This is a genomic window from Peptidiphaga sp. (assembly GCF_057238965.1).
In genome coordinates this window covers 27,511-44,518 of the sequence record NZ_DBHHEV010000009.1, presented here as the reverse complement: position 1 = coordinate 44,518, position 17,008 = coordinate 27,511, and the positions used below count along the sequence as shown (strand labels likewise).

Annotated in this window: 17 protein-coding genes and 1 pseudogene; 10 read left to right on the top strand and 8 right to left on the bottom strand. The window is 66.0% G+C overall.

What is annotated here, in order from left to right; all coding sequences use genetic code 11:
• From ACO48X_RS02470 to ACO48X_RS02460, 3 genes are all read left to right on the top strand, one after another.
• Window positions 1-325: hypothetical protein (locus tag ACO48X_RS02470; RefSeq protein WP_485000216.1), on the top strand; the 325-nt coding region annotated here is incomplete at its 5' end.
• 140 nt (window positions 326-465) lie between these two features.
• Complete coding sequence (locus ACO48X_RS02465) at window positions 466-1,725, top strand: FAD-dependent monooxygenase (protein ID WP_485000214.1); 1,260 nt, start codon at window positions 466-468, stop codon at window positions 1,723-1,725.
• Window positions 1,726-1,889: 164 nt separating this feature from the next.
• The gene (locus tag ACO48X_RS02460) at window positions 1,890-3,467 is read left to right on the top strand and encodes a YncE family protein (RefSeq protein ID WP_485000212.1); all 1,578 of its coding nucleotides are present in this window, start codon (window positions 1,890-1,892) and stop codon (window positions 3,465-3,467) included.
• A gap of 111 nt (window positions 3,468-3,578) precedes the next feature.
• Here the strand turns inward: ACO48X_RS02460 and ACO48X_RS02455 are convergent, their stop codons facing one another.
• Window positions 3,579-5,219 (bottom strand): hypothetical protein, encoded by a 1,641-nt coding sequence (locus ACO48X_RS02455; RefSeq protein ID WP_485000210.1) that lies wholly within the window; start codon window positions 5,217-5,219, stop codon window positions 3,579-3,581.
• Between the two features lie 407 nt (window positions 5,220-5,626).
• On the opposite strand from ACO48X_RS02455, the gene ACO48X_RS02450 reads away from it, so the two are divergent.
• Window positions 5,627-6,190 (top strand): hypothetical protein, encoded by a 564-nt coding sequence (locus ACO48X_RS02450; protein ID WP_485000208.1) that lies wholly within the window; start codon window positions 5,627-5,629, stop codon window positions 6,188-6,190.
• Between the two features lie 209 nt (window positions 6,191-6,399).
• Here the strand turns inward: ACO48X_RS02450 and ACO48X_RS02445 are convergent, their stop codons facing one another.
• Entirely contained in the window at window positions 6,400-6,723 is a 324-nt protein-coding gene (locus tag ACO48X_RS02445) for a winged helix-turn-helix transcriptional regulator (protein WP_485000206.1), read from the bottom strand.
• 372 nt (window positions 6,724-7,095) lie between these two features.
• On the opposite strand from ACO48X_RS02445, the gene ACO48X_RS02440 reads away from it, so the two are divergent.
• Complete coding sequence (locus tag ACO48X_RS02440; RefSeq protein WP_485000204.1) at window positions 7,096-7,218, top strand: hypothetical protein; 123 nt, start codon at window positions 7,096-7,098, stop codon at window positions 7,216-7,218.
• A gap of 122 nt (window positions 7,219-7,340) precedes the next feature.
• On the opposite strand, the gene ACO48X_RS02435 is transcribed toward ACO48X_RS02440, so the two are convergent.
• On the bottom strand, window positions 7,341-7,673 hold the full coding sequence (locus ACO48X_RS02435; protein ID WP_485000202.1) for an ArsR/SmtB family transcription factor: 333 nt from the start codon (window positions 7,671-7,673) through the stop codon (window positions 7,341-7,343).
• Between the two features lie 65 nt (window positions 7,674-7,738).
• Between ACO48X_RS02435 and ACO48X_RS02430 the strand changes: the two genes are divergently transcribed.
• Window positions 7,739-9,163, top strand: a complete 1,425-nt coding sequence (locus tag ACO48X_RS02430; protein ID WP_485000200.1) for an MFS transporter — start codon at window positions 7,739-7,741, stop codon at window positions 9,161-9,163.
• Window positions 9,164-9,208: 45 nt separating this feature from the next.
• Here ACO48X_RS02430 and ACO48X_RS02425 read toward each other — a convergent pair whose 3' ends face one another.
• Together ACO48X_RS02425 and ACO48X_RS02420 are read right to left on the bottom strand one after the other, a co-directional pair.
• Entirely contained in the window at window positions 9,209-10,207 is a 999-nt protein-coding gene (locus tag ACO48X_RS02425; RefSeq protein WP_485000198.1) for an NAD-dependent epimerase/dehydratase family protein, read from the bottom strand.
• A 146-nt stretch (window positions 10,208-10,353) separates the two neighbouring features.
• Complete coding sequence (locus ACO48X_RS02420) at window positions 10,354-10,848, bottom strand: VOC family protein (RefSeq protein ID WP_485000196.1); 495 nt, start codon at window positions 10,846-10,848, stop codon at window positions 10,354-10,356.
• 180 nt (window positions 10,849-11,028) lie between these two features.
• Here ACO48X_RS02420 and ACO48X_RS02415 point away from each other — a divergent pair, with 180 nt between their 5' ends.
• A complete protein-coding gene (locus ACO48X_RS02415; protein ID WP_485000194.1) occupies window positions 11,029-11,688 on the top strand; it encodes a hypothetical protein in 660 nt (219 codons plus the stop codon).
• A 153-nt stretch (window positions 11,689-11,841) separates the two neighbouring features.
• Here the strand turns inward: ACO48X_RS02415 and ACO48X_RS02410 are convergent.
• Both ACO48X_RS02410 and ACO48X_RS02405 read right to left on the bottom strand, forming a co-directional pair.
• Window positions 11,842-13,758, bottom strand: a pseudogene (locus tag ACO48X_RS02410) (potassium transporter Kup).
• A 184-nt stretch (window positions 13,759-13,942) separates the two neighbouring features.
• Window positions 13,943-14,278 carry a DUF2249 domain-containing protein gene (locus tag ACO48X_RS02405; protein ID WP_485000192.1) on the bottom strand — a complete coding sequence of 112 codons (336 nt, stop codon included), beginning with the start codon at window positions 14,276-14,278 and terminating at the stop codon, window positions 13,943-13,945.
• Window positions 14,279-14,504: 226 nt separating this feature from the next.
• Here ACO48X_RS02405 and ACO48X_RS02400 point away from each other — a divergent pair, with 226 nt between their 5' ends.
• The 3 genes from ACO48X_RS02400 to ACO48X_RS02390 all read left to right on the top strand — a co-directional run bounded on the left by ACO48X_RS02400 (window position 14,505) and on the right by ACO48X_RS02390 (window position 16,574).
• Window positions 14,505-14,903: a cupin domain-containing protein gene (locus ACO48X_RS02400; protein WP_485000190.1), complete on the top strand. Its 399-nt coding sequence runs from the start codon at window positions 14,505-14,507 to the stop codon at window positions 14,901-14,903.
• Between the two features lie 22 nt (window positions 14,904-14,925).
• Window positions 14,926-15,675 carry a hypothetical protein gene (locus ACO48X_RS02395; protein ID WP_485000188.1) on the top strand — a complete coding sequence of 250 codons (750 nt, stop codon included), beginning with the start codon at window positions 14,926-14,928 and terminating at the stop codon, window positions 15,673-15,675.
• A 203-nt stretch (window positions 15,676-15,878) separates the two neighbouring features.
• Window positions 15,879-16,574: an MgtC/SapB family protein gene (locus ACO48X_RS02390; protein ID WP_485000186.1), complete on the top strand. Its 696-nt coding sequence runs from the start codon at window positions 15,879-15,881 to the stop codon at window positions 16,572-16,574.
• A 144-nt stretch (window positions 16,575-16,718) separates the two neighbouring features.
• Here the strand turns inward: ACO48X_RS02390 and ACO48X_RS02385 are convergent.
• Window positions 16,719-17,008 (bottom strand): P-loop NTPase family protein (locus ACO48X_RS02385; protein ID WP_485000184.1); only part of this gene is annotated, 290 nt, incomplete at its 5' end.

The following is a 17,008-nucleotide window of genomic DNA, read 5'->3' as shown; positions in this document are numbered from 1 at the left end:
CCCGTCCGATGTCACGCCGTCCAGCGTGTGCTCTTCTGACGTGTGCCCTTCTTGCATGGATTCCCCCGACGGCATGCGCTCTTCCTGCGCCGCGCAGTCCGAGGCGCTGCCCGCCGTCGTCGGCTGCTCGCTCGTCAAATCCCTTGTCCTTGTCCCTCTCATCGGCGATTCGCGGGTTGCCGGGAAAGCGCGAGGCACGCGCGTGATCCGAGCGTCGGTCCGTCTGCGTGCTTGGGGCGTCCAAGTGCGGTATACCCGTGAAATTTTCTATTGGAACTGTAACGGGTCGGGCGCCGCGCAGTCCATCGTGGAGGGATTCGAGTGACGATTGTCAGCGATTCGGATGCGCGCAGCGAAGGGGCGCTTTCCCCAACGGGCTTTTGCCGGGCGGCGCCCGCGGTCCGCCCGCGACCACATCGTGGATGCCCGCAGCGGAATCTCATCGGGATCGTCTATGTTCGATTCATGGACGAACGAAACGGCTCACAGCGTGCACTGATCGTCGGGCTCGGAATTTCCGGCATGGCTATGGCCAAGGGGCTGTACGAATGCGGGTGGGACGTGACCGTCGTGGAGCGCGCCCCCGAACGCCGTCGCGGAGGCTACTTCGTCGGGCTCTTCGCCGTCGGCAAAGTGGCTGCGAAACAACTGGGATTCGACGGAATACACAACAGGGCGCCCAAAGTTCGAGACAACTGCGCACTGGGCAAAAACGGTGAAAAACGTCGAGGGCTCGGCTTCGGCGACCTTCCGGGCGACCCGTGGCTCTTGCTTCGCAGCGACATTGAAAACGCCGCCTACGAGGCGATCGACGCGCTTGATCCGAAGATCGACGTGCGGTACTCGACCGTCCCGACGCGCATCGAGCAGGACGGCGCCGGCGTCGACGTGTGGCTCAAAAACTCTTCGGACGGCACGGAAAGCCGCGAGCGCTACGACCTGCTGGTGGGCGCCGACGGCGTGCACTCCACGGTCCGCAAGCTCGTCTTCGGGCCGGACGAGAAGTACATCCGGCATTTGGGGTACATGATCGTCGCCTCTCAGATTCCCGAGGATCTTCCGGGGCTCGAACGCGGCCAAGGCGCGACCTTCGCCGAGGCCGGAAAGTCGCTCTGGGTGTTTCCCTTCAAGGATCGTCCGGCCACCCTCATGTTCAGCTACAAGTCCGACGACGTCGCCGCCGAGTTCGAGGCCGCCTCGCCTGCCGCTCGAATCCGCGAGGTGTACGGCCCGGTCGCGGCCCCGCCGGTCAAGGCCGCGATCGATCAGCTCGAGCGCGCCGACGAGAGCCTTTTCGACGAGGCTGTGCAGGTCCGGATGGACCGATGGCACAAGGGGCGGGTCGTGCTTATGGGCGACGCCGGATGGTGCCTGACCCTGTACTCGCGGATGGGGGCCTCCACCGCGCTGGCGAGCGCGAATTTGCTGACCGCGATCATCGGGCGGAGGAAGGGCGACGTCGAAGGGGCGCTCGAAGAGTGGGAGGCCAGGTCGCGTCCGTTCATCAGGCACTACCAGAAAGTCGGTGCGCGCAACAGGGCTTTCTTCACTCCCGCGGGCAGGGCAGGCGGGACGGCGCGCGCCCTTGCCATGTCGGTTTTCAAGCGCCCATGGGGGCGTTCGCTGCTCGCGGCCTTCGTCGGAACCGGAAGGAAAGGCAACAGGCTCATGAAGTCCGTCATTCCCGCGCGGGGGCGGATTTCGCCTTCCCAGCCGCGCGAATAGGCGGGGGCTTTCATCTTTTCGGCTTCCGATCGAGCCCTGCGGCTCTCGATCCTGGGCCTTCGGTCCGTAGGGGCCGGCCGCCGCCCAAAGAGAATGACGGAATTCATTGAAAACCGTACTATCTGCGCCTTGCCCATGTCGATGTCGGAAAGTAGCGTTGAACCATGAGCAGCTGGCCCCTTTCTTCGGCGCGCGTCGGAGCCCTTTGCGTCGCTGCGGTGCTTGCTCTGGCGGGCTGCCGCGGATCGGACGCGGGCAATTCCTCGACGGAACCGGGGCAGTCCCCGAGCGCGGAGGCTTCGACGGCGCCTGGCGCCCGCGCCGGGGCGAGCGAGCACAAGGCAGGCGCCGGGGCGAAGCCGACGGCGGCGCCCTCGGGGCATCGCGGGGCTCCTTCCCCCTCGGGGGATTTCACGAAGGCGGCGGTCAAATCGGAGGAGCCCAAGCTGTCCAACCCTTTCGACTCGCTTTACGACCGGGATTTCGGCCTCGCGGCTCTGTCTGCCGACCCTGCGGGCGCCATGGAAAAGCCTGCGGTCGCGGAGGGTCTGAAGAAATCGGCGACGCTCGATCCCGCCAACAAGACCTTCGTCTATCGGGCGACGGACGCCGGCAAGGCCGGGGGCGACTTCGTGCGCCACGACAACTCGCACAAACAGGCCTTCAACGCCGACAACACTCGTTTCATCGCGCGCGACGGGCAGGGCGCCTGGTACCTCTACGACGCCGCCACGTTCAAGCAGATCAAGAAACTCGGCGAGCTCAAGGGCAATTGCGAGCCGATCTGGCACGCTTCGGATCCGAACCTGCTGCACTTCACTTTGCGCGACGGCGGGACCACGTGGTGGACGTACGACGTCGAGGCCGAGAAAGGCGAGGTCATGTTCGACTTCTCCGGCAAGACGCCATGGTCCCAGGCCACGTCGTTTTCGACGAAGGGCCGGGGCACGGCCAGCGCCGACGGGCGGTATCTCGCCCTCACCGCGACGCGGCACGACGAGGCCACTCAGACCAGGAACGTCTATGGAGTGGTCGTGCTCGACGTCAAGGACAAGCGAATCGTGGGCGCGCTGGATGCGAGGAACTTCCCTAAGCCCGGAGCTTTCCCAGACTATGTCAGCGCCTCGCCGAGCGGCAGGCACGTCGTCGTCTCGTGGCCGGGGGACGCCGGAGGGACCCGCGCCTACACCCGCGACCTCAAGGACTCTTTCGAGCTTCCGACGACGTCGAAGCACGCGGGCATGGCATACGGCCCGCAAAAGCAGGACTATTACGTATTCGCCGACTACGGCAAAAACCAACTCTCCGCCGTCGACCTCGACTCCCACGAGCGGATCGGCCTGCGCAGCCTTTACCCCGCCAAAGGCGAAAACTACACGTTGGACATCAGCGGACAGGCGTACGACAAGCCCGGGTGGGCCGTGGTTTCGACGTACGGGGAGAAGAAAGACGACGTTTCAGACGAATCGGCGCCCCAGGAGCGAGCCGACTACCGGAAGGTGTGGCTGGTCGAGCTGAAAGCCGGCGGACGGGCGCTGAGCGTGGCCAACGTCCGAACGAACGCTTCCGCGATCGGCGGTTCATCGAAGGACGCGGCCCCCCAGGCGGCCGGCGACCCGGATTTCTTCAAGCCGCAGGCGAGCGCCTCGCGCGATCTGAGCAGAATCGTCTTCGCTGACAACTTCGGTCAGGGGCCGATCGAGAGCTACATGGTGGGCCTTCCGAGCTGGGCCGTCAGGTGACCCAGCCGGACGGTTAAGACGCACCGAGCGCCGCCAGGGCCTCGCCGGCCTCGCGGCAAAGGGGTCGCAGCTGCAGGCAGGGCGTCCGCCGTCCCGCGCCTTCCTGCGGCCTCACTCCTCGTGCCACTGCCAGTCCATGACCCGCCACGGGAGGTCGGCGAAGAAGGAATCGAGCCGCTCAATGTGCGGGTTGAGCACGGCGGCCACGATTTCCGGGTCTTTGTCGCGGTAGGCGCCGGGCAGGCCCAACGCCTCGTAGTCGACGTTCAGTTCACGCGTCGCCTCGCCGCCGATTGAAATCGCTATGCCGTTCGAATCGGTTGCCGCGCATCGGAACTCCGTTCGGTCCCAGGGGATCTGCGCCGTCGTCGGCGTCGCGGCCTCCGTTTTGCGCTCGACTCGGTAGACGCACGACGACGTCAAGAGGAAGCCCGCGGATCCGGGGCAGTCCATCCAGGCGAAGGGCACGCCCTCGACTTCGTCCTTGAGGGCCCTGAAAGCCGGCCAAAACCAGTTCGAGTGCGCGGGTTCCGAGCCTTTCTTGCGAGACAGGTCGGGCAGATGGACGGCTGCGGCGTTGGCCGGGTCGAGAAGAATGAAGTCCACCCCGTGGCGGCGCGCCGTCTCAGCCCAAATGCCGTCGGCGGCTTCGCAGCAGCGCCTGTACTCGGCCTGGCTCGCCGAATTGCGGGCGAGGACCCGCCGCGCCTCCTCGAAAAGGATGCGGGAGGCGAACCGTTGGGGGCCGGGAGCGTGCGAGGCCTTCGGCGCAGGAGGTTTCACGGCATCGACGTGCGCCTTGTATTCGGCGAGCGTCTGCGCCGGCAGCAGGGGCGCCAGATTCTCGGCGAGCCAGCTCAAGTCAGGGCGAGGCCAAAAGCCGGCCGCCTCGAACACGGGGGCGGGCGAAATCGCGAAGCCGTAGACGGCGCTCAACAGACTCCCGTCGTTCGAATTGCCGTTTGACGGTTCGCCCGCAAGGATGGCGCCCAAAGCGCACGAGGCAAGGAACTGCTCCCATCCCGTGTACAAAGCGGCGATTTTCCCTCCATAGTGTTCGATCGCTTCCGTCGCCGCCTCGTCGTCGATGAGCTGCGAGCTGTAGGCTGCGGACAGCAGAAAGACGACGAAGGCGTCGCTCAAGCCCAAGGGGCCGCGGTTGTCGGCGACCGCCATGAGCCACGCGGGAACCCTCCACTGCGTGGAGGAGGCCGCGTGGCTCGCCTGATCGATTGCGAGGTTCGCCGGCTGGAACGCGACGCCCTCTTCCGCGCTCTCTTTCGCCTTCTTGACGCCGAGCTTTTCGAACGGGCCCAGGCGCGGCGCGAGGGCGCGGACCGAATCGAGGGTTTGCGTCGAATCCGGGATCCGCGGCGCAGCGGAGGCCTGCGCCGCCTCCTCGACGGAGGCCTCGCCTGCGCCGTCGGACCCGGAAAGGTACATTTCTTTCGCGGCAAAGGAAAGATCGTTTGAAATGCGCGCCTCGTCGGGAAACCTTCCGTAGACGTCGGCGATGAGCCGCAGTGCGGACGCGCCGCCTTCCGCCGGGGCCTGCGCACCTGCCGCGGCAAGCCTCCTCATTGCGCACTCGGCCAGGTCCTTCATCGCCGAACTGCGGCTTTCGGATGCGCGCCGAGGCGGCGCGACCGACAGCAGGTCCTCGGCGATCACTTTCGGAGCGAGGGGCGTGAGATGATGCAATTCAAAGCGATACGGCGCACTCAACAACATGTACTCGGACTTCAATTCCATTTGCCTTGGCTCGCGCTTCTTTGTTGTCCGTCCTTGTTCATGATCCCGTCCTTGCTTCCGGACCCGAGAGCATTCGGCTCACTCGCGCGGAACCTTGCCGAGGGCCTCGCCTTTCGGACGAAGGCGACGGCTTCCTGGAGACGACGGGCTGACCCGCTTCATCGTACGTATGCTTTCGCCTCTGCGCAATGCCGGTCTGCTTGAGAAAACACGGTCTGCTCGGGAAAGACGGCATTGGGGACGCGTGGACCTGGAATTCGACTGACGCGAACGTTGAACGATGGCAGGGAGGGTTCGAGATGCGGAAAGGGCCGAGTTCGGGATGTTGCAAGGGCGAAGTCCGGGATGAGACGGGCGTGGACTTCGCCCCAGCCGTTTGTTTTCCGGGCGGGGCGTCTCTAGATAGAATGCAGGAAATCTTCGCCCCATCCGTTTCGGATGCGCAAATGAAACTTGACGGCAAGCGGGAAGGAATGAAGATGTACGAAAACAGCGGCTACGGCGGCGGTCATCCTGGATATGATTGGAATCGGCAACAGCCGGGCGTTTCTTACGCCAATGCCCAGGCGCCCGGTCCGGTCGGAGGAAGCGCGTGGGGCGGCAAGAAGCCTGCGAGGCGCTCACGTGGGGCACTGGGGGTGGCCGGATTCTGGGTTTCCGCCTCCGCTTTGCTTGTGAACGTCGTAGCGGTGCTTCTCTTCAGGCAAGGCATCCATGACCTCTTTGAAGCGCCGCTCGCCGATCCCGGCGCGTTTCCCGACGACGGCATGGCCAACCTCTTCTTCCTCATCATCCTGATGATGTTGGCCGGGATATGGGCCATTGCGGGTTTTTCTCTGGGAATCTCCGGCTTGGTTTTCTCTTCGAAAGAGGGGGACGCGAGAAACAAGGCTTACTCGATCCTGGCGATCGTTCTCAGCGTCTGCAACCCGATCGTAATATCGATTATGGCTAATTATTTTGTTTTCTAGTCTTAGTGATCGCTCGCAGGCTTCCTTGCGGCTCCCGATGTTTCTGACCGCTTCGGGCCGCCCATCGACATTGCCCGGCTCGGGGCGGGCTCATTCGTCGAATTCTGGGATAGCCACGGTTCCGCCCGGCCTGATGCGGGCGGTGTAGTAGGCCTCCGGTCCGCCGGCCTTGTAAACCACCACGGCTTTCATGTCGCCTCGCCCAGCCTTTACTTTCCCTCGGTGGCGCCGCACGCCTGCGACGCAGCCTCATCTTTGTACGCTTCGCCCCAAGATTCAAGGGCGGCGAAGACGGGGGAGAGGCTCATACCCAACTCCGTGAGGGCGTATTCGACCCTGGGCGGGACCTCGGCGTAGACGGTTCGCGTGACCAGCCCGCAATCGGCCATTGCGCGCAGATTCGATGTGAGCATCTTCTGCGAGATTCCGCGTACCGAACGCTGCAATTCGCTGAATCTGCATGCGCCCTTGAGCAGGTCCCGGATGATGAGGATGCGCCATCGGCTGGAGATGAAGCTGAGCGTAACTTCCACCGGGCAGTCTGGGAGGCCGTCCGCGGCTTGATCTTCCCGAGGGGGTTGCGCCTCCTGAGGATTGGGCCGGGAATGCGTGTGCGAGGCATGGGCCGGTGTTGTCGGGGCGGGTTCGAGCGCTTTTCGTTGTGGGCCTGGCTCGTCTGACCGGGCTTCCAACGGCTGCTGAGCTCCCGCTGGCGGGGTCTGCGATGTCTGCCGAGTCTTGGACGGCTGCCGTTGATTCCTGTGCGTTTTCGACGCCGATTTTCCGTTTGTATTCCGCATTAGTCACCTGTGGGTTCCTACAGCACTTTAAAGTGCCTTCTTCCGTAACGATACTAAAGACTTTAGCCTGATTCATGATTCAGCAAGTCCATTCGAAGGAGCGTCATGAAAACAGCCGCAGCTGAAACACCCGAAGCCGGAAGGTCCCGCGGGCCGTTGAGGATCGCCGTCATCGGAGCGAATGGAAAATCAGGGTCCCTCATCGCGCGCAGCCGCTGGCTGCTGTGATGGCCGACGGGCTCGCCCCGGCGACTGGGCGCAGGCCCCGGCGGTCGGGTCTAGGTTCGCCGTAGGCGCATGGCGGCGTGCCCGAGGCGGCGGCGTTCGCTATGACGACGCGATGCGAAACGTCAATGCTTGAGTTTGACCGGCACCGCCCCTTGGCCTTGCGCGTCGAGGATCGAGCTGAGCAGGCCGGGGAACCTTTCGTCTAACTCCTCGCGCCGCAGATGGACATAGCATCTAGTCCCTTCGGCGCGTGTGGCGGTGATCCCCGCGGTGCGCAGCACCTTCATGTGGTGGCTGAGCGTCGATTTGGAGACGGGCGCGTCGAACTCGCCCCATTGCCTTTCGGATCCGTCCGCGAGCAGGCGAACCACGCCGAGCCTCAGCGGGTCTGAAAGCGCCGCGAGCACCGCGGTCAGGGGCACGTCTGCGAGGTCGGGATGAACACTCCTTGCCATTCCTCTAGTATTGCACTACCGTATGTTCTATATTCGTCGAACATCGAATAAAGGGTATGTTGAAAATGAACCACACAGAGAACGAGGCGCACAGCCGCAAAAAGACGGCGGAAGATCCGAAGGGCGCCGCGGACGCCTCCGAGGCTGAGACGGGTAGGGCCGGGCACGGCGAAAAGCCTTCGGCCAACGAAGCTGGAAGTCCCGCGGGGAGAAGGCGTGCCGGGCACGGCGGACAGTCTTCGGCCAACGAAGCTGGAAGTCCCGCGGGCGAAAGGAACGGCTCGGGAACAGCGCGCCCGGCCGTGATTCTGGGCGGCGCCGTCGCCTTCCTCGTGGGCTGCGACTCCATGGTCGTAGCCCCGATCGCCCCCGAAATACTCCAAAGCTGGGGCGCTTCCGCCTCGCTCTCCGCCCTCCTCGTGGCGGCATACGCCCTGGCGTACGCGGTCACAAGCCCTTTCTTCGGGGCGCTGGCGGACTATCGGGGCCGCCGGCCGGTTGCCGTCGCGGGATTGGCCGTTTTCGGGGCGGGCACGGCCTTGACCTTCGCTGCGCCGAATCTTGCGACCGGCCTTGCCTGCCGCGCGCTCGCGGGGCTTGGCGCGGGGATGGTCATGCCGACGGTCTTCGGCGAGGTCGTCAGCCGTTCGACGCCGCAAACGCGCGGCGCGAATGTCGGAGTAATCACGGGCATGCTGCTGTCGGCCACCGTCGTCGGAGTTCCGATCGGGTCGCTTCTGGCCTCCGCCGTCGGCTGGCAGTGGGCCTTTCTCCTTATTGCCATTCCCGGCTTTCTCGCGATATTCCCGGCGGTCCGGGTTTTCTCCGGCGTCGCACCGCGGAAGGCTGACGGGCGCGCGGGCGACGGCGAATCCGCGACAGGCGGCGGGCCGCGCGGCGGCGCCTCGGCCGCCGTGGCAGGAATGCTGAAGGCGGCGCTGACCCATCGCGGGCTTCTTCTCCTTCTGCTGAGCACCGGTCTGTGGCACGCGGGATTCGCCGTTGCGTACACGTCGATCGGCGCGTTCTACGAGGACCGCTACGGCTTCGGGGCGGCGGAAATGTCCTGGGTGACGCTCGCGGCGGGCGCGGCGGGAATCGTCGGCGCGGTCGTGGGCGGGCGTCTGCTCGCGCGATGGCGCGCCGCCTCCTATACGGCGGTTGCGGGAGGCGCCGCCGCCCTTGGTGTGACGGCGGTCGCCTTCTTGCCGGGCCCCGTGGCCGCAACTGTGCTCGGGCAGATGGTGTGGAGCGTCGGCGTCGTCTCGGCGCAGCCCGCATTCATGACTCTCGCCGCCACTCTCAACCCCCGATTGCAAGGGACCGCATTGGCGCTCAACAGCGCCGCTCAGTATTTTGCGCAGTTCGTCGCTTCGTCGGCGGGGGCCGCGATCCTCACGGCGACGGGCAGCTTCGCGTGGCTTGGCGCAGCGTCCGCGGCACTGGCCGTGCTGTCCGCCATATTCATTCGCGGCGTCCGCGCTCGTTGAATCCGCGGGGCCCGTGGGGCGCTCTCGGCGCGGGGGAGCAGGCCGTCATTCCCGATCGAGAGCGTCGAGAAGTTCGCGTTCCTCGGCGTCGCTCAGCCCCGAGTGCCCCGCGCAATCGACGGAATTCTCCAGCGCCCAGGCGAGCAGGTCGGCGTAGGTTTCGCGCGCGGGCCGCAGCTTGAGGCCCGCCTCGAGCGCTCTCCCGTTCGACGCTGCCAGCATTCCTTCCAGGCTGGGATCCGGCACCCACAGCGGGAGGGACCTGGGGCCGGCCCAGAAGCCGACGCCCCGGGCGAGCAGCCAATCCGCCGGAGTGCGGACGACCTCGCCGGTGTGGCCGGCCGCCGAGCGAATCTGCTCCAGGTGTTCGCCCAGCGTCGAGACGTTCCCGACGGCGTTGAAGACTCCGCCGATTTCCGCCTCGACGAGGCGGACGATCCACGCCGCGAGATCGCGCGCGTCGACCATTGAGAACGCCTGGCCGAAGGCGTCGGGAACGAGCACGCGGCCCCGCGGATTCGACGGCTTGGCGAAGCGGAGAGGCCAGTATGCGGCGCGGTTCGTCGGGTCTCCGGGCCCCGTGATGAGCCCGGGGCGCACGATCGTCGAGCGTTCACGGCCGAATCCCGCGAGAACGGCCTCCTCGCAGGCGGATTTGGCCCGCCCGTAGTTTTCCTGGGAGGCCTCCTCGCCTTCGGGCAGGGGAGGCAGAGTCGGTTCGTCTTCGACGATCCCCTTCTTGGAAGGGTCCGCGTAGACGTTCAGGGAGGAGACGAAGACGAAGCGCTTCGCCGCAGGGGCGAGGTCGCGAACCGCCCGTTCGACAAAGCGCGGATCGCCGGCCACGTCCACGACGGCGTCCCACGTCCGCGCGGCGACGCCGGCGAGGGCGTCGCCGCGGGCGCGGTCGGCGTTGACCAGATCGGCTCCCTCCGGGATCGCATTTCCGCGGGCCAGGCAAACGACAGAATGCCCGGCGGCCAGCGCGGCCGCCGCGATCGAATGCCCCAGCCAGGCCGTCCCTCCAAGAATCAGAATCTTCATGGCCCTGAGCTTACTGAGGACAGGCGAGGGAAAGGCGGCTCGGTTCTCTGAGGGCGAGCGTCGGTTTCAATCGGTAAAAAGGCGGAGCGCTTCGAGGCGCGAGCGCAGTCTGCAAAAGAGAGATTCGGTCAGTGAAATATTTTCAGTCAGCTCGTGGCGCGCCCGGCGGCCCACTCGGCCACGCGCCGAGCGCTCTCGCTTTCGGATATGTCTTCGACCCTGGACATGATCGACCATCGCACGCCGAACGGGTCGAGAATCGAAGCGTAGCGGTCGCCGGAGATGAAGGTGCTCGGCTCTTCGCGCAGGGTCGCGCCCGCGGCGAGGGCCCGCGACACGACGTCGTCGACGTTGGGGCAATATAGGCCCAAGGAATAGCAGGCGCCTTCGGAAGGCGGCGGGACCAAACCGTACTCGGGATTGGGTTCGCCCACCTGCAGCTTGCCCTTCCCGAAGTCGATCTCGGCATGGACCACCACGCCGTCGAATTCCGTGACATCGACTATCCGGGCGTCGAACACCGAGCGATAGAAGTCCAAGGCCTCTTCCGCGCCGATAATGGCGAGGAAAGGGGTGAGACTTGTCGAACCGTGCGGGATTCCGTCGGTTGTATGCTCTCCTGTGACTCCAAGTTCGGTCATGCTGCCAAGCATACAGGGTGCGTCGGTTTTGCACAGGAGGCGGACCGCCGTCGCAGTCTCTTCGCCTTGTTCCGGCAAACCCCTCGTATTCTCTCGTTTTCAGCAGGCGTCAGCAGTCGCCGTCAGAACACCCTGGGGCGACGCGAGCCGAGCTGCGCTTAGATTCTGGATAATGGCGGCATGGTAAACCGAAGCGGCAGGGGCTGTGAAAGCCGCCGGGATCGCGCCGGCAAGGGCAGCGACGGGAACGCCGGCGGGCTTGAGTGCGACGAAAGCCGTCTGGGCTCCGGGGGCGGGAACGCCGACGGCCAGAAATGCGGCATGCGGAAAGGCGAAGCTGGCGATGCCTGCGGGGACGGCAAGGGCGCGTCCGAACCGCGAGGCGTCTGGCGGCGCGCGACGGCGAAGGCCAGACCCGGTTGGGCGGGCGGCGTCGACGGCTGGACAGAAGACTGCCTCGTCGAAGTGTCGGTGAAAATCGTGCCGTCAGGGAGCGCTCGAGAGGCGGTCGCTCCACAGATTCCGACGGAGGCCTGCGCCCCGGCGCCGTCAGCGGGCGTCTGGAAGGCCGTGCGCGATGCGCTCGACGCTTGGATGCTCGGGCTCACCCCCGACCTGGATGGCCGAGGGCCTCGCGAAGCCTTCGGATTGTGGGGAGGGGCGTCGGTCCGACGCTGGGAGGATTCGGGATGCGTGCGCCTCTCGATCCTCTCGGGCGGACAGGACGGGCCTGACAGCGTCGAGTCCGTTTACGACGAGGCCGAGGAGGCCGTGCTCGCCGTCGACCCGAGGGCGAGCGTCCTGTGGATCCAGGACGTTTACCCGGGGCCGCCCCGGTGAAGCTGCGGAGGGGGCTTCTCGACGGAGCCCGGCAGCGGCGCTTTTCACGCGGCGGGGCGCGCTTTGGACGGGCCTCCCTTCACGCGGGGCTCTGCTCATGCGGCGGGCCTCCCTTCACGCGGAGAGCTCCTTCGCATGCGCGCCCGCATGCGCCTAGATGAGGACGCGCATCGATATCTCCGCGGTTCTGTCCTTGGGGAGTTTGTTCACCCACGAGGGCGAGGCCGAAACGCGGGAAAGGCCGATGAAGAGCTTCTTGCGCCATTTCCACATCGAGCGTTTGCTCCCTTCCATGATGTGGATGTGGGAGAGCATGAAGAAGGCTTCGTCGTCGAGTTTCCAGGAAAGCTTGAGGGTCCGCTGGCCGTGGCGGATGGTCTCCGTCAGGTCCCGTTCGTCCATGAGTACCTAGCGGACGGTCAGATGCGTGACGCCTCGCACCGGCGAGGCGATCTCGTCGAGAACCACCCGCTTCGAACGGGGAACGTGCGGCGTGGGAAGGGTCTTGATCGAGACGATGACGACGTTGTCATGCAGCACTCGGTTGATCTCTGTGTTCTTCTTCAATGCGAGGGGCGTGGTTGTGAGCATCGAATGCGGGTAGATGGCGGTTCCGGGGATTCGCCGAACGGCGGAGGACGCCAAACCCCGGAGATACTCGGAGAGGCTTCCCTCGCCGGCTCGGCGCGAATGCGTCACGAGTTCCTCGCCGCGCCTCCACGTGGTCATGACAACGAGCATGAACGTCGCGATCAGGAGCGGAAGCCAGCCGCCCGTCGCGATCTTCGTGACGTTCGCGGCGAAAAGCGGAAGTTCGACGGCCAGGAGCACGGCGGCGGCCAAACCCGTCGCCCACGCGGGCCAGCGCCAGCCCGCCCGGGTAAGCAGCAACAGGAGCGACGTCGTCAGAAGGAAGTCCGTGGTGACCGCCAGTCCGTAAGCGGCGGAGAGCCGCTCGGAGTCCTGGAAAATGAGGATGATCGATGCGACGGAGGCGAAAAGCAGCAGGTTGACGGCCGGAAGGTAGATTTGGCCGGACTCCGTCGCCGAGGTGTGCTTGACCTTCATGTGCGGGAGGTAGCCCAAGTGGGAGGCCTGCCGCGCGATCGAGTACGCGCCCGAGATCACCGCCTGCGAGGCGATGAGGGTCGCCAAGGTGGCCATGAAGACGAGGGGCACGGTCAGGCTGCTGGGAACGAGCATGAAGAAGGGATTGCTCAGCGCCTGCGGCCTGTCGATGAGAAGGGCGCCCTGGCCCAGATAGCACAGGGTCAGAGAGGGCAGGACGACGGCGAGCCACGTGCCCTGTATCGCCCGGCGTCCGAAATGGGCGATGTCGGCGTAGAGGGCCTCCGCCCCTGTCACAGCCAAGACGATCGCGCCCAGAGCGACGAAGGTGGTTCCCGGGTGGCGCGAGATGAAGGAGACGGTCTCCACGGGGGACAGCGCCACGAGGATGCGCGGGTTGCCGACGATGTGGGGTATCCCCATGCACGCCAGGATTCCAAACCAGGTCAGCATGATCGGGCCGAAGACCTTTCCCATCTTCGACGTTCCCTTGCGCTGGGCCAAGAAAAGCGCGGACAGGATCGCGAGCGCCGCCGGGACGACGTATTCGGCCATATGGGGAAAGGTCACCTCGAGTCCTTCGACGGCGGAAAGGACCGATATCGCGGGGGTGATGACTGAATCGCCGAAGAACAGGGCCGCTCCGAAAACGCCGAGGAGCGCGACGGCGGAGGCGATCCGGCCGGGTTTCAGGCTGCGGCGGACCCTTGTGGCGAGGGCGAGGATTCCGCCCTCGCCCTCGTTGTCAGCGCGCAGAACGAAGCACACGTACTTGACCGTGACGATGAGGACGAGAACCCAGATGATGCAGGAGATGACGCCGGTTATGTCGTCTTCGTCCAGGCGCACGGCGCCGCCGTCGAGCGTGAAGACCGTGCGCAGAACGTATAGGGGGCTGGTTCCGATGTCGCCGAAGACGACCCCCAGGGCGGCCAAGCCGAGGCCCGCCGATCCGGCGTGCGCCGCGGCGCTGCCTTTCTTGCGCGAAGATGCGACTTTCATGCGGGCTATCCTACGCCCGGACCCTCCGGTGCATCCCAATCGCAAGCGTCCGCCGCCCGCCTAAGGCGGGCAGGGCGCCGACCGGGGCGGGCGGGGGAGTGGGGCGAAGACCGGGCGAAAGCCCCCCTTCACGGGGTCGGCTCACCGGCGCTTCCGGCCGGTGAGCCGATTGGCGAGAGAGGCGTCACAGGCTTTCGCGGGTGATCTTCACGAGCCAGAACTCGGGTCCGTCGGCGAGGACTTCGTAGGCGAAGGAGCCCGGGAGCTGCTCGACTTGGGCGAGAAGCGGAGCGGGCAGGTGTCCCGCTTTGATCGTCAGCGCAAATCCCGGGCTCAGCGAGGCCAGGGCGCCGAGAATTGCCGCGTGGCGGACGAAATGCGGGATGGCGTGGACGTCGAGGACCTCGTCCTCGGAGGTGTCGAGGACCTTGTAGGCGGACGCCGGCGTCGAAGCCTTCGCCTCCGCGTTCCCGGCTTTCTCGCCGTGATCGTGACCGCATCCGCAGGTATGTTGGGACATGGAACCCTCCTTTGTTGAAACAGCTGTTGAAACGGCGCAACGATTCTACGCGGCGAGGCGAAGGGCGGGCGCGGTGCGCTTCGTTTTCAAGCTCAGCGCGAAGCGCCGGGGCGGGCGGGGGATCGCCCGAGGCGCGCGACTTTAGTCGGCCTTGAGCCTGTTTTCAACAGCCATCGCCTTCCATTAGGATGGAAACAAGTGTTCTGCGTATGGAGGATGAGGAGTCGTGAGCACTCAGATTTTCCCGCGCGGCGATCGGCTTCCCGAGGGGATGTTCACCGGCGCCGCCTACATGCATCCGCTTGAAGACAATGACCTGCTCAATGCGGGCGCGGTCACGTTCGAGCCGGGGGCTCGGAACAACTGGCACGCCCATCCCGTCGCCCAGCTCCTCGTCGTGACCGCGGGAGAGGCCCTCTACAAGGAGGAGGGCAAGCCGGCCGTGCGCGTCCGCACCGGCGAGAGCGCATACACTCCGGCGGGAGTGCGCCACTGGCACGGGGCTGTCCCCGACGCCGAAATGACGCATGTCGCCGTGACGCTCAAAGGCCCCGACGGGCCCGTGGAATGGAGCAGGCCGGTGACCGACGAGGAGTACGCGCAGGCGGCGGCCGAAGCCGTTTGACGGGAGAGGCGGCTGCGGGGCTGTGACCGGCGCAATGGAGATCGGCGGGAAGGCGGCTGGCGGGAATGCGATGCGCAAGCTCGCCGAGTCGGGTTGGGTTGCCGCGCCGTCGGCAGCGGCGGCTTTGTCGAGGGCCGGCCTCCCGCTGCCCGACGTCGGATACCTGGCTGAGGCGTTCGAGAAAACGGTCTGGAAGGCCGCCGAGGATGCGGCCCGCAGCCTCGCCGAGCGCTTTCGGACGGCTCGATTCTCCGACGCAACGGCGTTCGCGCCGCTTCTCGTGCCCGATCCGTCGAGATTCGATGTGCGCGTCCCGGCGCCGGAGGGAGCCCGAGCAGATCAGCCCGAGGTGCTCAAGCCCGATTTCCTGGACGGGAGGATCGGCGAGGGAGTCGACGCCTGCGACGAGGGAGACGCATGGACCCTGTTCGTCGCGGCGACGTCGCCGGCGGGTGTGGCGATGGGCAGCTATGACGACGTCGCGGGCGCCCCGTCCGAGGCCTTCACCGTGGAGGGCTTTGACACACGTTCCCTCATGATCCGCCAGCTGTGGGGCGCCCTGACCTTCCAATGCGGCCGCGAGATGCCCGACTCGGAGCGGCGCGAGGCGTGGACGTTCACCGTGTTCGCGGGGGAGGCGCCGGTTGCGGGCTCCGTTGTCTCGGGGACCGTGCTGCACGGCCAGGTCCGCCAGCGCCTTGGAAAACCGACTCGCGGCATTTCGTCTGCGAGGGTGCGCCCCGCTGTGAGGATTGCGGGCGCCCGAGGCTGAGGGCAGGCGGGCCGGGCCCGTCCGGCGCCGCGGTCAAAAAGGCCGAAGGCCCGCCCGGCGGCGAAGCGCGTGCGCTTGCTGACGTCCGCGGTGAAAGCCGTCTGCGGCCGAAGAGGCGCCAGTGTTTTCGGGTCTCCCGCTCCGAGGCCAAACGACGTAGACTGTTGGCTTCAGTCCGTATGAAGTCACGCAAAGGGGCGCCCATGGGCAACTTCGACCTTCACAACCTCCCGGATCAAATCGTCGCCGTCGTCGCGACCTTTGTTCTGTGCCTGCTTCTCGGAGTCGAACGCCAGTTCCACCAGAAGAACGCCGGCGTTAAGACGCATGTGCTCGTCGGCCTCGGCTCGTGCCTGTTCACGCTCGTCTCGGCCTACGGGTTTACGCCCCCGGATGCGGCGGGCCTGGACCGTTCCCGAATCGCCGCGCAGATCGTCTCGGGCATCGGCTTCCTCGGCGCGGGCGTGATCTTCGTCAACAACGACACCGTCAAGGGCCTGACGACGGCGGCCACGGTGTGGGTGTCCGCCGCGATGGGGATGGCGTGCGGCGCCCACATGACACCGGTTGCGATCGTCGTTCTTCTGCTGCACTATGCCCTCGTCTTTTTGCTCGGGCCGCTTTCGAACAAGCTTCCCTCGAGTCACCGCAACAACCGGACGGTCATCGAATACGAGTCCGGACACGGCGTCATGCGCCGAATCCTCCTGACCGCCACCCGCCACGGATACCGGGCCACGGTGAATTCGACGTCGTCGATCACGACGGAGGAAGGGCCGGGAATGCGCGTGGTCATGCGTTTCGAAGGCCCCTATCCGCAGGACGCCCTCATGCGTGCGCTGTCGGAGGTGGAGGGCGTGCAAGCCGTCGACGTCGTTGAATCGGGAGACCTCGACTGAGGCCGCCAAGCCTTCCTTTCGGCAATCGGCGGTTTCTCGGCCGGCGCGCGTTCGCATGCCGTCTGAGTTCAGGCGAGCGGCGCCGACGTCGGCGGGCCAAATTGCCTCCGACGGGGCACGGCGGCCTCCGTCGGCTTTTTGGCGTCAGCCCAGCAGGTCGCTGACGACGTCGAGGTATGGGTACTGGGACCAGGCGGAGCGGTCGCCGATGACGTAAAGGCGGTCCTTCGCCCGGCCGACCGTCGCGGTGATGAGATTGGGGTTCTTTGTGACTCTCACCTTCGCCGCGGCCCGGTCGGGGTCGCCGCCCAGGACGAGGATGACCACCTCGGAGCGGCCGCGCGGCATGCTCTGAATCGTCCCGGTCCTCAAGCCCGGCCAGTGTATTGAGGAAAGCATTTCCAATTCGCGCGCCACCTGGGCGAATGGAGTGG

What these genes read in the sequence shown, in the direction of transcription:
- ACO48X_RS02390 (WP_485000186.1), top strand. Translation starts at nt 15,879, where the DNA reads ATGGGCAACTTCGACCTTCACAACCTCCCGGATCAAATCGTCGCCGTC.
- ACO48X_RS02440 (WP_485000204.1), top strand. Translation starts at nt 7,096, where the DNA reads ATGAAAACAGCCGCAGCTGAAACACCCGAAGCCGGAAGGTCCCGCGGG.
- ACO48X_RS02420 (WP_485000196.1), bottom strand. Translation starts at nt 10,848, where the DNA reads ATGACCGAACTTGGAGTCACAGGAGAGCATACAACCGACGGAATCCCG.
- ACO48X_RS02405 (WP_485000192.1), bottom strand. Translation starts at nt 14,278, where the DNA reads ATGTCCCAACATACCTGCGGATGCGGTCACGATCACGGCGAGAAAGCC.
- ACO48X_RS02450 (WP_485000208.1), top strand. Translation starts at nt 5,627, where the DNA reads ATGCAGGAAATCTTCGCCCCATCCGTTTCGGATGCGCAAATGAAACTT.
- ACO48X_RS02435 (WP_485000202.1), bottom strand. Translation starts at nt 7,673, where the DNA reads ATGGCAAGGAGTGTTCATCCCGACCTCGCAGACGTGCCCCTGACCGCG.
- ACO48X_RS02455 (WP_485000210.1), bottom strand. Translation starts at nt 5,219, where the DNA reads ATGGAATTGAAGTCCGAGTACATGTTGTTGAGTGCGCCGTATCGCTTT.
- ACO48X_RS02425 (WP_485000198.1), bottom strand. Translation starts at nt 10,207, where the DNA reads ATGAAGATTCTGATTCTTGGAGGGACGGCCTGGCTGGGGCATTCGATC.
- ACO48X_RS02430 (WP_485000200.1), top strand. Translation starts at nt 7,739, where the DNA reads ATGAACCACACAGAGAACGAGGCGCACAGCCGCAAAAAGACGGCGGAA.
- ACO48X_RS02460 (WP_485000212.1), top strand. Translation starts at nt 1,890, where the DNA reads ATGAGCAGCTGGCCCCTTTCTTCGGCGCGCGTCGGAGCCCTTTGCGTC.
- ACO48X_RS02415 (WP_485000194.1), top strand. Translation starts at nt 11,029, where the DNA reads ATGGTAAACCGAAGCGGCAGGGGCTGTGAAAGCCGCCGGGATCGCGCC.
- ACO48X_RS02465 (WP_485000214.1), top strand. Translation starts at nt 466, where the DNA reads ATGGACGAACGAAACGGCTCACAGCGTGCACTGATCGTCGGGCTCGGA.